Annotated in this window: 12 protein-coding genes and 1 tRNA gene; 8 read left to right on the top strand and 5 right to left on the bottom strand. The window is 69.8% G+C overall.

What is annotated here, in order from left to right:
• Positions 1-34 precede the first annotated feature (34 nt).
• Positions 35-2,812, bottom strand: a complete 2,778-nt coding sequence (locus tag ACSHT8_RS24155; RefSeq protein WP_436493178.1) for a hypothetical protein — start codon at positions 2,810-2,812, stop codon at positions 35-37.
• Between the two features lie 224 nt (positions 2,813-3,036).
• On the opposite strand from ACSHT8_RS24155, the gene ACSHT8_RS24150 reads away from it, so the two are divergent.
• From ACSHT8_RS24150 to ACSHT8_RS24140, 3 genes are all read left to right on the top strand, one after another.
• On the top strand, positions 3,037-3,501 hold the full coding sequence (locus tag ACSHT8_RS24150) for a MarR family winged helix-turn-helix transcriptional regulator (protein WP_436493177.1): 465 nt from the start codon (positions 3,037-3,039) through the stop codon (positions 3,499-3,501).
• On the top strand, positions 3,498-3,893 hold the full coding sequence (locus ACSHT8_RS24145; protein WP_436493176.1) for a DUF5313 family protein: 396 nt from the start codon (positions 3,498-3,500) through the stop codon (positions 3,891-3,893). The genes ACSHT8_RS24150 and ACSHT8_RS24145 overlap by 4 nt, the downstream gene beginning before the upstream one ends.
• 88 nt (positions 3,894-3,981) lie before the next feature.
• The gene (locus ACSHT8_RS24140; RefSeq protein ID WP_436493175.1) at positions 3,982-4,647 is read left to right on the top strand and encodes a C39 family peptidase; all 666 of its coding nucleotides are present in this window, start codon (positions 3,982-3,984) and stop codon (positions 4,645-4,647) included.
• Between the two features lie 57 nt (positions 4,648-4,704).
• On the opposite strand, the gene ACSHT8_RS24135 is transcribed toward ACSHT8_RS24140, so the two are convergent.
• Positions 4,705-4,789, bottom strand: a tRNA-Ser gene (locus ACSHT8_RS24135).
• Between the two features lie 30 nt (positions 4,790-4,819).
• A complete protein-coding gene (locus ACSHT8_RS24130) occupies positions 4,820-5,245 on the bottom strand; it encodes a MarR family winged helix-turn-helix transcriptional regulator (protein WP_436502166.1) in 426 nt (141 codons plus the stop codon).
• Positions 5,246-6,008: 763 nt separating this feature from the next.
• On the opposite strand from ACSHT8_RS24130, the gene ypfJ reads away from it, so the two are divergent.
• Positions 6,009-6,923 (top strand): KPN_02809 family neutral zinc metallopeptidase, encoded by a 915-nt coding sequence (gene ypfJ, locus ACSHT8_RS24125; protein ID WP_436493174.1) that lies wholly within the window; start codon positions 6,009-6,011, stop codon positions 6,921-6,923.
• Between the two features lie 59 nt (positions 6,924-6,982).
• On the opposite strand, the gene ACSHT8_RS24120 is transcribed toward ypfJ, so the two are convergent.
• Entirely contained in the window at positions 6,983-8,575 is a 1,593-nt protein-coding gene (locus ACSHT8_RS24120) for a M28 family metallopeptidase (protein ID WP_436493173.1), read from the bottom strand.
• Between the two features lie 189 nt (positions 8,576-8,764).
• Here ACSHT8_RS24120 and ACSHT8_RS24115 point away from each other — a divergent pair, with 189 nt between their 5' ends.
• A complete protein-coding gene (locus ACSHT8_RS24115) occupies positions 8,765-9,724 on the top strand; it encodes an NAD(P)H-quinone oxidoreductase (RefSeq protein WP_436493172.1) in 960 nt (319 codons plus the stop codon).
• Positions 9,725-9,728: 4 nt separating this feature from the next.
• Here ACSHT8_RS24115 and ACSHT8_RS24110 read toward each other — a convergent pair whose 3' ends face one another.
• A complete protein-coding gene (locus tag ACSHT8_RS24110; protein ID WP_436493171.1) occupies positions 9,729-10,931 on the bottom strand; it encodes a cysteine desulfurase-like protein in 1,203 nt (400 codons plus the stop codon).
• Positions 10,932-11,068: 137 nt separating this feature from the next.
• Here ACSHT8_RS24110 and ACSHT8_RS24105 point away from each other — a divergent pair, with 137 nt between their 5' ends.
• The 3 genes from ACSHT8_RS24105 to wzm all read left to right on the top strand — a co-directional run bounded on the left by ACSHT8_RS24105 (position 11,069) and on the right by wzm (position 13,515).
• Positions 11,069-11,626: a bacterial proteasome activator family protein gene (locus tag ACSHT8_RS24105; RefSeq protein WP_436493170.1), complete on the top strand. Its 558-nt coding sequence runs from the start codon at positions 11,069-11,071 to the stop codon at positions 11,624-11,626.
• 69 nt (positions 11,627-11,695) lie between these two features.
• On the top strand, positions 11,696-12,565 hold the full coding sequence (locus tag ACSHT8_RS24100; protein ID WP_436493169.1) for a class I SAM-dependent methyltransferase: 870 nt from the start codon (positions 11,696-11,698) through the stop codon (positions 12,563-12,565).
• A gap of 56 nt (positions 12,566-12,621) precedes the next feature.
• Positions 12,622-13,515 carry a galactan export ABC transporter permease subunit Wzm/RfbD gene (gene wzm, locus ACSHT8_RS24095; protein WP_436502165.1) on the top strand — a complete coding sequence of 298 codons (894 nt, stop codon included), beginning with the start codon at positions 12,622-12,624 and terminating at the stop codon, positions 13,513-13,515.
• The last annotated feature ends 10 nt before the right edge of the window (positions 13,516-13,525 follow it).

The raw sequence follows: 13,525 nt of genomic DNA, 5'->3' as shown, positions 1-13,525 counted from the left end.
CGGCGCCGGGTCGCCCCGGCGCCGTTCCGACTCCCTAGGAGATCGGGGGCTGCTCAGGCCCCGGCACCATCAGGATCGTGGGAGCCCATTCGCTGGTCCCCTCGGTGATCGGGAACGTGCGGACCCAGTTGTCCTGGAACGCCCACGGTCCGACCACGTGGATCCGGTAGCGCCCCGCCTGCTGGTCGGCGAAGGTGAACCGGCCGCGCGCGTCGGTGACGGTTTGCCTCACGGCCCGGCCGGTCACGTCGTCGATCAGCTGCACGGTGACCCCGGACAGCCGCTCGTCATCGGTGAACACCCAGTCGCCGTTGGCGTCGTGCACCAGCTCCGCGGAGCGGGTGCCGAGCGCGCCGAGCACCAGCGCGGTGTCCCCGGTCTGCGGCCCGCCTTCGGCGCGGTGGCCGTCGGCGACGAACGTGCACCACACCTCGTGGAAGCCCGCGCGGTAGTCCTCATCGCTGACCTTGTTGACCACGGTGAACGACTTCGTCTCCCCGACCGCCAAGGTTGTCCCGGGGTCGGGTTCGCCGATCGGGTACCAGCCCTCGGAGGTGTCCAGCACTCCCTCGTGCGCGCCGCATTGCGCCTTGACGCCGGTCAGCGTGACGGTGCCCTTGTTCGTCAGCTTGACGAACGCCTTGGCGGAGTCGCCCTTCGCGTACTGGTCGTGCTCGATGGTGAGTTGCGCCTTCAGTGACCGGTGCAGCGCGGGCACCGCCCGGATCTGGATGTCGCGGCCCGCGCCCGTCAGAGTGAACGCGTCCGTGCCGTCCCCGGCAGGTCCGACGATCACCCAGTTCTCTTCGGACTCCATGAAGTAGACGCGGTAGTCGCCCTGCAGCAGGTGCGGAATCGAGAACCGGCCCGCCGCGTCGGTGACGGCCTCGCCGCCGCTCATCGGCCTGCCACCGGAGGCACTGACGCGCACGCCTGCCATGGCCTCGCCGCGGTCGGGCCTGCCGTTGGCGTTCTTGTCCGCGTAGACGAGACCGCGGTAGTCGCCGAACACCGCGGTCCACGGCGCGGCCGCGAAGAACTGGCCGTTGGCGAAGCCGGGGTTCGACCACGAGAAGAACTGGCCGGTGAGCAGCACCGCGTCGGGCAGCGACGGCCACGAGTACACGGTGCCGGTGTACTCGAAGGTGCGGGTCGCGCCCGCCTCGATGGTCAGCCCCTGGTTGAGTTCGCCCCAGCCGTTGTCCGGGGAGAAGTTGCTGCCGCTGCCGGTCGAGAAGCGGACGTCGGTCGCCGGGGCGTTGCCGACGTTGGTGACGGTCAACGTGACCTTGACCGGATCGGCCGACTGGTAGGCCTGCTTGTCCAGTGTGGCCACGGCCTTCACCTTCGCCTTCCGGCCGTTGTTCACCGGGTCGGGCGCGACGAAGATGGTCACCGGCCAGGTGTCGTCGGTGCGGACCGTGAACTGGTAGTAGGTGGTCCACGGACCGTCGAACCGCACGTCGTAGCGTCCGGTCGGGACGCCGGTGACGGTGAACGTGCCGTCGGCGCCGCTCACCGCGCGCGCCACCTCCTGACCGCTGTCCGGGTCGAGGAGGCTGACCGGAACGTTGGACACCGGCTCGTAGTTGTCCTCGCGGAGCAGAGCACCGGTGGCCGTGGCCGGGACGCCGGTGACGGCGACCGAGGCCGACTCCGTCGGACCGCTGGACGCCGGGAAGCCCGGCGCGGCGAAGGAGCAGCTCAGCGACGTGTAGCCGACCTCGGCGGCACTGGCGGGCACCGTGCCGGTGACCGTGACGAAGACGGTCCGGCCCGCGGGGACGAGCACGCCGGGTCCGCCGGGGGTGAGCGCGCCGAGGTTCGCCTCGAACTGGCCGGAGCCGCCCGGGCAGATCGCGGTGACGCCCGCGACCTCGCGCTGACTGGAGTTGGTCAGCACGACGCGGACGGCCGCGGGGGCGCCTGCGTCGTAGCGGGTGCCGTCGAAGACCAGCCGCGCGGACAGCAGCGACCGCAGCGCGGGCTTGGCCTGAATCCTCACGTCGGCGTACTGGTCGCCTGCCAGCGCAAGTTGGTCGCGCGACTCGGCTCCCCCGACGCCGAAGAGCGTGTAGCCGTGGTGGCTGTAGTCGATGTAGTAGGTGCCCTCGTCGAGGTCGGCGGCGTCGAACCGGCCGTCGAATCCTGAGTAGACAGTGACGTACCGGGGACCGGACAGCGCGATCTGCGCGCCGGACACCGCCTCCCCCTGGTCGACCGCGCCGTTGCCGTTGCGGTCCTCGAACACCGTGCCGCCGAACCGGGCCTTGGGCGGCCCGACGGACGCGGTCGCGGTGGCCATGTTGTCCGCGGGGTTCAAGTCCTCCACCGCGGAGTGGACACCGACCGGCAGTTCGAGTCGGCCTGGCGAGGTCCACGCGAAGGTGCCGACGAGGGCGAGGTCGCGGGTCGCGCGGGCGGCGATCGTGGCGCCGGGAGCCTCGCCCAGGTCACCCCACTGGCCCGTGGTGTTCAGGTTGCCCCGCTCGGACACGCGCACGCCGGTCGCGGCCACGTCGCTGTTGTTGACGATGCGGACGGCGATGTTGACCGACTCGCCGTAGACGTAGGCCTGCTTGTCGAACGAGACCGTGACGGCGAGGTCGGGGCGCTCGGCGGGCTGGGTCGTGGTGGTCGGCGGTGCCGTCGTGGTCTCGGTGGTCGGCGGTGCCGTGGTGGTGTCGGTGGTCGGCGGGGTGGTCTCGGTCGGCGGGGTTGTGGTCGGCTGCCCCGTCGTCGTGGGGACCGGCTCGCTGGTGGTGGGCGTGGCCTCTTGCGCGTCCGCGGGTAAAGCGACCGCGACGGACATCAGAAGCGCGCCGAACAAGGCGCCGAGCCGTCTCGCGGCTGGGCGCACCGATGTGCGTTTCAGGATGATCTCCCCAGATCCAGGCGCTCCGCCCGACTCACCCCCTGCTGGGTCCCCCGACCCAGGCGGACTCGGCGCATCCGCCTGCCAGGCTAGCGGGCAAACGCCGCCGCCATGGCCGAAATCACCACATCGACCTGGCCGAGCCGATATATGGTGGACCAATGGTTGGTGCGCAAAGTATCTCGGACGAGGACCCACTCGCCCTGGAACGCCAGGTCTGCTTCGCCTTGTCCATCGCGTCGCGGTCGGTGGTCGGGATCTATCGACCGCTGCTGGAGCCGATGGGCCTGACCCACCCGCAGTACCTCGTCATGCTGGCCCTGTGGGGGCAGGCGCCCCTGTCGGTCAAGGAGCTGAGCAGGCTGCTCGTCCTCGACCCGGGAACCCTGTCGCCCCTGCTCAAACGCCTAGAGGTCATCGGCTACATCCGCCGCGACCGCGACGGCCAGGACGAGCGCCAGCTGGCCGTCACCCTCACCGAGAAGGGCGCCGCCCTGCGCGAGCAGGCCCTGCTCATCCCACCCGCCGTCGTGGAGCGGCTGGGCATGGAGATCGCGGAGCTGTACCGCCTGCACGAGTCACTGACCCGCGTCATCGACGCGGCCGCGAGAGGAGACCGGAAGTGACCACCCCGTCCGTCCCGCTGCGACTCTGGTACCTGCTCGGCGGCCGCGTCCCGCAGCGCTACCGCGAATGGGTCTTCCAGGACGCGACCGGTCCGAAGTGGATGGCGTGGTTCACGCTGCGGGCCCTGCTCCGGAATCTGCCCCTGTCGGCGGCGATCACGTTGGGCCTGGTCCTCGGCCTCGGCGGCTCGTGGGGCCTGGCGATCGCCTGCGGCGGCCTCGGCCTGATCGTCGGCCTCTACTACACGATGTCGTACGCGATCGAGAGCACCGAATACCGGATCACCCGCTACGGCTACCCCCACGGCGCCGCCGCCACCGCCCGCAAACACCGCACCGAATCCCGCGACGCGGCCCAACTCGCCCGCTACAACGCCGCCTGGCGGAACTGACCCAAGCCGCGTCAACACGGCGTCAAGCGGGCGGCAACGGAGCCGGGTGAAGGTTTTCCCACTTCACCCGGACTCCAAGGAAAACACCATGAAGAGCAAAGTTCTCCGCGCCACCACCGCACTCCTGGTTGGCCTCGCCACCATCACCGGCGTCACCGTCGCGACAGCCCCCATCGCCAGCGCCTGCGTAATCGTCGACGGCGAGTGCATGCCGAACTACCAGACCAGCAAAACCCTTGGCAACAACCACATCCAGGGCCAGCACACCAACTACTACTGCGGCCCGGCCGCCACCCGCATCGCGCTGTCCGTGCGGGGAATCTTGCCCAGCCAGGAAGACCTGGCCAACTCGCTCGGCACCACCACCAACGGCACCGACAGCTCCTGGAACATCCGCGCCACCCTGAACGCCCGAACCGGCACCAGCTACTACGACGCGAAGTTCGGCTACAACTACTCCTCAACCGGCTGGGCGAACCTGCTCCGCTCGGACATCCTGTTCGACATCAACCGCGGCTGGGCCCTCGTCGTCAACGTCGCAGGCGGCGCGAGCACGACGAGCGGCTGGCGCAGCTACCCGGGCGGCCACTACGTCGCCGTCCTCGGCTACGACCAGTCCGGCAACCGGGCCTTGGTCGCCGACACCGGCTACAACGGCGGCCTGTACGACGCCCAGGGCTACTACTACGGCGTGTACTGGATCAACACGACCGAACTGGCGCGTTGGAGCTACAACCGCGGGTACGCGGCCTGAGAATCGCCGAAGGGGTGTCAGTCGTCATGGTGGACGGTTGACACCCCTTCTGGGCTGCGGAGGCGGAGGGATTTGAACCCCCGGACGGTTGCCCGTCTTCCGCTTTCAAGGCGGATGCATTCGGCCGCTCTGCCACGCCTCCCTCAGGGGGCAGCCTAGCCAAGGCGGGAACTCAGCCGAGGTCTAGGTGCTCGATCACGCGCTCGAAGAGGGCGGCTACGGCCTTCTGTTCCTCCGGGGTCATGAGGTCGACCAAGTGGGCGCGGACGCCGGAGACGTGGGTGGGGGCGGCGGAGCGGAGGGTGTCCATGCCCTTTTGGGTGAGTTCGGCGACGACGCCGCGGGCGTCGTCGGCGCAGTCGGCTCGCTTGACGAGGCCTTGCTTCTCCATGCGCGAGATCTGGTGGGACAGCCTGCTCTTCGACGACGCGACCTGGCCCGCGAGCTGGCTCATCCGCATCTGCCAGCCCTCGCACTCGGACAGGCGGACGAGGACCTCGTAGTCGGGCAGGGCGATGCCGTCGCTGTCCTGGAGTTCGCGGTTGAGCTGTTGGCGGAGCAGCTCGCTGCCGATGACGTAGGCGCGCCAGGCGCGCATCTCGTCTGGGTCCAGCCAGTGGGGGTCGGCGGTCACGCTCACCAGGTTACGGGCACGGGGCGACGAAACCCCAGGTCCGGCCTCGAATCACGGCTCGCGACCGGGTTCACTCGTTCGGGCGGCACGCGCACGGGGGCAAAGGTGACTCCGGATGCCCGGTCCGTTTCGGACGGTGAGGGTGAATTTCACCAGTTCAGGACCGCCACGGGGGTTGTAACGACCATGTGATGGGGGCAACATGGAGGAGACGGCTGGCCCAAGTGGACCTCTAGGTGCTACCCCGGATGCGCCGGGTCACCGAGGTCAGTCGAGAGAGGGTAGGTGGTGCCGTGGCGGAGCAGCTATCTCCAGTAGTGGCCTTGCGGCAGCGCCGCGACCCCGCGGCTGAGGCGACAGCATCGACCCAGTCGTGATTGTGAGCGGCGAATCGCCGGATGATGGTGAGATCCCGTGCGCTGCAGCACCCGCCCGGCATGGGCGGCGCGGTTCCCTCAAGAACCGCGAGGATCGCAACGAGCGTGCTGAAGGGCACCTCGACCGCCGTTGAGCCTGACCTCGGACGCGTCTCCAGACCGTCCAGCCGGGCTCCGCGCCTGCCGGTTCGCCCGCGGCCACTACGTCTTGGTGAGGAACACCTGGGTGCGGCAGCCCGACGGCGCCGCACCCAGGTGCATGTCCGCCCAGCCGCACCCGCGTTACCTGACTATCGTTTGACCCGAACCGGGGGCGGCGTGCCTTCGACGGTCCGGACGCGGAGTGGCCAGTGGAGTTCAACGACGACGTAGCCCTGGATACGTCCCAGGTGCAGGACATGCGGGGCTCGGGCGGCGGCGGGGTCGGCGGCCGGGTGGCGCTGGGCGGCGGCGGTCTCGGCATCGTCGGCCTGATCATCTACTTCCTGCTCTCCCAACTCGGCGGTGTCCCCGCGGGCGCGCCGCTGAGCACAAATGACGTCCCCGCAGGTCAGAACGTCTCCAGCGCCGACCTGGCCAAGGAGTGCCGCACCGGCAAGGACGCCAACACCAAGCAGGACTGCGCGCTGGTCGCGGTCATCAACTCGATCCAGGGCTACTGGACCGACACGTTCGCCCGCTCCGGCAGCACCTACCGCCAGGCGCCGACGATCTTCTTCAGTGGCGGGGTGAACACCGCCTGCGGCAGCGCGTCGTCCGACGTCGGCCCGTTCTACTGCCCGGCCGACCAGAAGGCCTACATCGACCTGCGGTTCTTCAAGGAACTCCAGACCCGCTTCGGCGCGCAGGGCGGCACGTTCGCCGAGGCCTACGTCATCGCCCACGAGTACGGCCACCACGTGCAGAACCTGCTCGGCACCTCCGACCGGGTCCGCGCGGGCTCCGGGCCGACCTCCGACGGGGTGAAGCTGGAACTGCAGGCCGACTGCTACGCGGGCGTGTGGGCCAACCACGCCACCACGGTGCCCACCTCCAGCGGCAAGCCGCTGATCAAGTCGATCTCGCAGGACGACGTCAACCGCGCGCTCGACGTCGCCGCGCGCATCGGTGACGACTTCATCCAGGAGAACCTGGGTGGCGGGCGGGTCGACGAGAGCCAGTTCACCCACGGCTCGTCCAAGCAGCGTGAGCGCTGGTTCACCGCCGGACTCAACACCGGCGACCCCGCCCAGTGCGACACCTTCTCCGCCCGCGACCTGGGCTGACCAGGGCATAAAACAACCCCCTGCGGCCACGTGGCCGCAGGGGGTTGTTTCGTTCTGACCTACGCGACCGGCAGGTTCAGGTGGATGCAGCCCACGGTGTCGGTACCCGCGGCCTTGGCGGCCTGGGCGTCCTCGTTGGCCTGCTGAACCCGCATCATCCGGGTCTGCGCGGCGCGGACCTCGGCCCGCTGAGCCCGCGGCGGGATGCCGTTGATGTCCTCGGTGCTGATCGCGTAGGACGCGATCACCCACGCGGCGGCGTCGGAGTTGCGGTCGAGCGCGGTGCGGTCCAGGTTGCCCAGGTTGTCGCACTTCTGGTGGTAGCACTTGTCGTAGGCGACGTTGGCCTCGCCGCCCCACAGGTCGGCCTGGGCCTGGGTCTTGATGCCCTCGGCGCCGGTGAACAGGCCACCGGCCGGGATGCCGACGGCGATGAAGCGGCCATAGTCCGAGCGGCCCGAGAAGTCGGTGCCCTGGGTCGGGGTGCCGGTGGCGCCCAGGAAGTCGACGAACGCCTTCTCGATCTGGGCCGAGCCGTACGGGCCGGGGCCCGCGCCCGCGGCGTCGGAGTCATCGCCGTCGTAGACGAAGTACGCCGCGTTCGGCGAGGCGATCATGTCGAAGTTCAGGTACAGCGCGATGTCGGTCTGCTGCTCGAAGGTCAGCGAGTCGACGTACTTGGTCGAGCCGACCAGGCCGACCTCCTCGGCGCTCCACCAGGCGAAGCGGACCGCGTTGCTGACCCGCGGCGAGTGGCCGAGCTGCAGCGCGGTCTCCAGCAGCGCGGCGCTGCCCGAGCCGTTGTCGTTGATGCCGGGGCCCTGCACGACGCTGTCGAGGTGCGAGCCCGCCATGACCACGTTGTCCTTGCGGCCGGTCTTGGTCTCGGCGATCACGTTGTAGGAAGTGCGGTCCTCACGCAGGGCGCGCAGCTCCAGGGTGGCGGTGCCGCCGCTGGCGGACAGGGCCAGGCCGTCGGCCTTGGTGATGCCGCCGGTGGGCAGCTTGGCCGCGGCCGGGTCGCCGAGGGTGCCGTTGAGCGGGCCGTCGGTGTTGTTGTAGATGATCGCGCCGATGGCACCGGCCTGGGCGGCGACGTCCTGCTTCTGCGCGAACGTGCAGCCGCCGCGCGAGACCAGGGCGATCTTGCCCGTGGCGGGGACGGCGGCGTAGTCGGCGAGCTCGCAGCCCGGGGTCGCGTCGGTGCCCAGGGGCACGACCGCGAGGGGGGCGGTGATGCCGCCGACCGGGGTGGAGAGGCTGTAGGTCATGATCGAGACCGGCACCGCGGTGCCGCCGACCGACAGCTTCTCAGCGAGGGTCTGGGTGAAGACGAACGGGAACTCGTGGCGGGTGACGTCCCAGCCCGCCGCCTTCAGCTTGTTCTCCACGTACTCGGCCGACTTGGCGTGGCCCGGCGTGCCCGCCGCGCGGATGCCGCCGTTGGAGTCGGCGATGCGCTGCAGAGCGATCAGGTGCCGGTTCACCCCCGAGCCGGTGACCTTCTTGACCAGGTTCCTGGCCAGTGCGGGACCGTCCGGCAATTCGGCGGTCGCGGTCGGCGTCGCGGAAGACGGAATGTTGGTGAACGCCAGTGCGCCGGTGGCCGCAAGGATGGCGGCTCCGACGCGGAGCGTCTTACTTGTGGGCATGCAGGTCCCCTTGCTCATGGATGGGTGCCAACCGGTGCCCGCCCCGACGCGGTCCGTGCTCCGGCAGTGAGACACCCTCACGTGCGCGGCCTTTCTGGTCAATAGCTGTTCATCATCAACTGCGCATAAGTTCACACGGACAGCCGAGAAACACCCCGGCCTCCTCCGGCGAGCGATACGGTCGTCCACATGCGAGCGATCACGGTCAGCGAACCGGGCGGCCCCGAGGTCATGGCGTGGACGGAGGTGCCCGACCCGACCCCCGGGCCCGGCGAGGTGCTGGTGCGGGTCGCGGCCACCGCGGTCAACCGCGCCGACCTCTTGCAGCGCAAAGGCTTCTATCCGCCGCCGCCTGGGACGACGGAGACGATCGGTCTGGAGTGCTCCGGCACGGTCGCCGCGGTCGGCCCGGACGTGTCCGAGTGGACGGTCGGCGACGAGGTGTGCGCGCTGCTCGCGGGCGGCGGCTACGCCGAACTGGTGAAAGTCCCCGCCGAACAGCTCATGCCGATCCCCGAAGGTATCGACTTGGTGACGGCCGCGGCGCTGCCCGAGGTGTCGTGCACCGTTTGGTCGAACGTTATGCGGGCTGCCCGGCTCAACGCCGGGGAGACCCTGCTCGTGCACGGCGGCGGCAGCGGAATCGGCACCCACGCCATTCAAATCGGGAAAGCGTTCGGCGCGCGGGTCGCGGTCACGGCGGGTTCCGATGAACGGGTGCGCCAATGCCTCGATCTCGGCGCGGATATCGCGATCAACTATCGCGACGAGGAATTCGAGAAACTCGTCGAGGCCGACGTCATCCTCGACAACATGGGCGCGAAATACCTCGCCCGCAATGTCACCGCCCTGACCCGCGGCGGCAGACTGGTGATCATCGGGATGCAGGGGGGCGTCGCGGCCGAGCTGAACATCGGGGCGCTGCTGGCGAAGAACGCGTGGGTGACGGCGACGAGCCTGCGGTACCGGCCGGTCGCGGAGAAGGGGTCGATCATCGAGGACGTGGTGGGGAACGTGTGGCCACTGGTCGCGGCGGGGACGGTGCGGCCGGTGGTGCATGAGGTGCTGCCGATCGAGCGGGTCGGGGACGCGCATCGACTGCTGGATGAGGGTGGGGTCTTCGGGAAACTGGTCCTGACCGTCGGCTGACGCGTCAGGCGCGCAGGGTGCCGACGGCGTGGACGAGTTGGTCTACCTCGACCGAGTTCGTGTAGTGGGCCAGGCCGATCCGCACCGCGCCGCCGACTTCGCCGACGCCAAGGGTGGCGAAGACGCCGCTGGGGGTGTCGTCGGCGAAGGCGCAGATGCCGTGGTCGGCCAGGTGGGCGACCGCGTCCGCGGCCTTCACGTCGGCGACGGTGAAGGCCAGGGTGGGGATGCGGCGCATGGCGTCGCCGATGACCATGACGTGGCGGTGGGTGCGCAGGTCGCCGATGAGGCGGGACAGCAGGCCGGCCTGGTAGGACTTCGCCGAGCTCAGGGACGTCTGGAGGCGTTCTCGGCGGGTGCCGGTCGCGGCGTCGTCGAGCATGGCCAGGTAGTCGACCGAGGCGACCAGGCCGGCGAGCATCGGGTAGGCGTGCTGGCCGAGTTCGAGGCGCTCGGGGCCCACCGCGCGGGATTCCAGTGACGCGGCGGGCAGGCGGTCCAGCACCGCGGGGTCGGCGAAGGCCAGGGCCGCCACCGCCGGGCCGCCCCACGCGTGGGCGGACACGGCGACCACGTCGGCGCCGACGGTGTTGATGTCGAACGGGACGAACGGGGCCGACGACGAGGCGTCGACCACGACGAACGCGCCCGCCGCCTTGGCCAGGTCGGCGATCTTGTTCAGGTCCGGGCGAGTGCCGACCGCGCCGGAGGCCGCCGTCACCGCGACGACCTTGGTGCGGTGCGAGATCAGGTTCTCGTACTGCCAGGCGGGCAGTTCGCACGTCTCGATGTCGATCTCGGCCCAGCGCACCGTGGCGCCCGCGCGCTGGGCGACGCGCAGCCACGGGGCGGTGTTGGCCTGGTGGTCGAGCCGGGACAGGGTGACCTCGTCGCCGATGAGCCAGCTGTCGCCGAGGGACTCGGCGAGGCGGGCGAGCAGGACCGCGGTGTTCGGGCCGAGCACGACCCCGGCCGGGTCGCAGCCCACCAGGTCGGCCACCGCGCGGCGGGCGGCGTCGACGATGGCGTCGGCGCGCTGGGAGGCCGGGAAGGGGCCGCCGGGGCCGGAGACGGGGGCGCGCAGTGCGGTGGACACCGCGGTCGCGACCTGCTCGGGGACCTGCATCCCGGCAGGCGAATCCAGGTGCACCCACCCGTCACCGAGCGCGGGGAACAGCCCGCGGATTCGCGCGACGTCGAAGGCCATGGGCCACACCGTACGCACGGCGGGCGGCCGACGTTTAATGGGGCGGGGCAGCGGTTACCCTCGCGGACGTGACTTCGGTGGACTCCCCGTGGGAGATGCCCTTCGCACCGATTCCGATCTGGCCCAGGACGGAGCCCATGACTCAGCCAAGCAACTCGCCCGACGACAACGACCAGGCCCACACGGTGATGGTGGTCGGCCCCGACGGCTCGCCGCTCGGCGCCGCGCGCATCCCCGAGGGCGGCGACGGGCAGCCCAGCGAGTCGGTCGGCGACATGGTGGAGCAGCCCGCCAAGGTCATGCGGATCGGCACGATGATCAAGCAGCTCCTGGAGGAGGTGCGCGCGGCACCGCTCGACGAGGCCTCCCGCAACCGGCTCAAGGAGATCCACAAGCGGTCGATCGCCGAGCTGGAGGACGGCCTGGCGCCGGAGCTGCGCGAGGAGCTGGAGCGGCTGTCGCTGCCGTTCACCGAGGAGAACACCCCCTCCGACGGCGAGCTGCGGATCGCGCAGGCCCAGCTCGTCGGCTGGTTGGAGGGCCTTTTCCACGGCATCCAGACCGCGCTGTTCGCCCAGCAGATGGCCGCGCGGGTGCAGCTGGAGCAGATGCGCCGGGGCCTTCCGCCCGGTGTCGGACCGGCCGAGGGCACCGACCACACCGGTGGTGTCCGGGGTACCGGACAGTATTTGTGACGTGACTTACTCCCTGGGGCGCTCTACCCGTATCCTTCGCTGACTTTTTGCTCGGAGAGGAGCCCCTGGATGCTCGACAAGGTGCGCGAAATCCTGCGGACCGAGGACCTCAAGCGGTCGCTTCGCGACAAGCTGATGAACGCGGTCGACGAGGTCGTCTCCCGGCACCGCCGGGAGACGACCGCCGAGATCGAGTCGCTGCGCGCTGAGGTCGTCCGGCTGCGGGATGAGCTCGGCAGGCAGAACGAGCGCACCGCCGACCGGGTCATCGAGCGGGTGTCCGACTTCGAGCACCGCGCCCGGCGCGACATGTTCTACGCCGCTGAGGCCGCGGCCGCCGCCGACAGCAGCGTGTTCGCCCACGACGCCATGCCGCAGGCCGCGCAGTTCACCCACCCGCACCAGACCCTGGAACACGGCCTCTCGCTGGCCCCCAGCGGCGGCTTGGCCCTGGAGTTCGGGGTCTACACCGGCACCACCCTCAAGATCATCGCCACCGCTCGGGGCGGCGAGGGCGTCTACGGCTTCGACTCGTTCGAGGGACTGCCGTCGGACTGGCGCGCGGGCTACCCGGCCGGGGCGTTCCGCACCGACGGGCTGCCCGAGGTCCCCGGCGCGGACCTGGTCGTCGGCTGGTTCGACGACACCCTGCCCGCCTTCCTCGCCGAGCACCCCGGCCCGGTCGACTTCCTGCACGTCGACGGCGACCTCTACAGCTCGGCCAAGACCGTTCTGGAGCTGGTCGGACCACGGCTGCGGGTGGGCAGCGTCATCGTCTTCGACGAGTTCTTCAACTACGCGGGGTGGCGCGACCACGAGTTCAAGGCGTGGCTCGAGTACGTCGAGGCGACAGGCGTCGAATTCCGGTACGAGGCGTACACGACGGACAATGAGCAGGTCGTGGTCCGTATCACCGGGACGGACCGCCCGGCTGGGTGAACCCACCCTGCCCGACGGTAGTCTCGTACCCCGTGCAAACAACGCTGACCGAGGAGATGCCCGTGCCGGTGGTGGCGCACGCCGGGCGCACTTTCAGCCGTGCGGTCGATGATCTACGGCAAGGCTTTCAGCAGCGCGAGCTGTGGGGGCACCTCGGCTGGCAGGACATCAAGCAGCGGTACCGCCGGTCGGTGATCGGCCCGCTCTGGATCACCCTGAGCATGGCCGTCACCGCGGCGGGCCTCGGCCTGCTGTACTCGCAGCTGTTCGCGACGCCGATCGGCACGTTCCTGCCGTATCTGACCGTCGGGTTCATCGTCTGGAACTTCATGCTCGGCTGCATGACCGAGGGCGCCGAGACGTTCATCGCGAACGAGGGGCTGATCAAGCACCTCCCCGCGCCGCTGACGGTCTACGCGCTGCGCACGGTGTGGCGCCTGACCCTGATGTTCGCCCACAACCTGCTGGTTTACGCGATCGTCCTGGCGATCTTCTTCCAGGACCTCGTCAAGGACGACTACATCCTCAGCGACAAGGGCCTCCTCCAGCCGGGTCTCGACTGGACGATCGTGCTGGCCATCCCGGCCTTCGCGCTGATCGCGCTGAACGGGACCTGGGTCGCGCTGCTGTTCGGCATCATCAGCACCCGCTACCGCGACATCCCCCAGGTCATCGGCGCGCTGACCCAGCTGCTGTTCTTCATGACGCCGATCGTGTGGCCGGTCGACATCCTGACCAAGCGCCTCGGCGACGACGGCGGCAACTGGGTGGTCCTGCTGGTCGAGCTGAACCCGCTGTACCACTTCATCGAACTGCTGCGCGCGCCGCTGATCGGCAGCACGCAGAGCTGGCACCACTGGGCCGTGGTGGGCGGCATCACGATCGTGGGCTGGACCTTGGCTCTCATCGCGATGCGCAACTACCGTGCCCGTATTTCCTACTGGGTCTAAAGAGGCATCC

Origin of the sequence: Actinokineospora sp. HUAS TT18 (genome assembly GCF_051364635.1) — a bacterium.
Lineage (GTDB): Bacteria > Actinomycetota > Actinomycetes > Mycobacteriales > Pseudonocardiaceae > Actinokineospora.
Note: the sequence above shows the minus strand (reverse complement) of the source record. Positions and strands in the feature narration are given on the sequence as shown.

Excerpts from the sequence above, each read along its gene's own strand:
- ACSHT8_RS24110 (WP_436493171.1), bottom strand. The coding sequence starts at position 10,931 with ATGGCCTTCGACGTCGCGCGAATCCGCGGGCTGTTCCCCGCGCTCGGT.
- wzm (WP_436502165.1), top strand. The coding sequence starts at position 12,622 with ATGCCCGTGCCGGTGGTGGCGCACGCCGGGCGCACTTTCAGCCGTGCG.
- ACSHT8_RS24100 (WP_436493169.1), top strand. The coding sequence starts at position 11,696 with ATGCTCGACAAGGTGCGCGAAATCCTGCGGACCGAGGACCTCAAGCGG.
- ACSHT8_RS24130 (WP_436502166.1), bottom strand. The coding sequence starts at position 5,245 with ATGCGCGCCTGGCGCGCCTACGTCATCGGCAGCGAGCTGCTCCGCCAA.
- ACSHT8_RS24105 (WP_436493170.1), top strand. The coding sequence starts at position 11,069 with ATGACTCAGCCAAGCAACTCGCCCGACGACAACGACCAGGCCCACACG.
- ACSHT8_RS24155 (WP_436493178.1), bottom strand. The coding sequence starts at position 2,812 with ATGTCCGTCGCGGTCGCTTTACCCGCGGACGCGCAAGAGGCCACGCCC.
- ACSHT8_RS24140 (WP_436493175.1), top strand. The coding sequence starts at position 3,982 with ATGAAGAGCAAAGTTCTCCGCGCCACCACCGCACTCCTGGTTGGCCTC.
- ACSHT8_RS24115 (WP_436493172.1), top strand. The coding sequence starts at position 8,765 with ATGCGAGCGATCACGGTCAGCGAACCGGGCGGCCCCGAGGTCATGGCG.
- ACSHT8_RS24120 (WP_436493173.1), bottom strand. The coding sequence starts at position 8,575 with ATGCCCACAAGTAAGACGCTCCGCGTCGGAGCCGCCATCCTTGCGGCC.
- ACSHT8_RS24150 (WP_436493177.1), top strand. The coding sequence starts at position 3,037 with ATGGTTGGTGCGCAAAGTATCTCGGACGAGGACCCACTCGCCCTGGAA.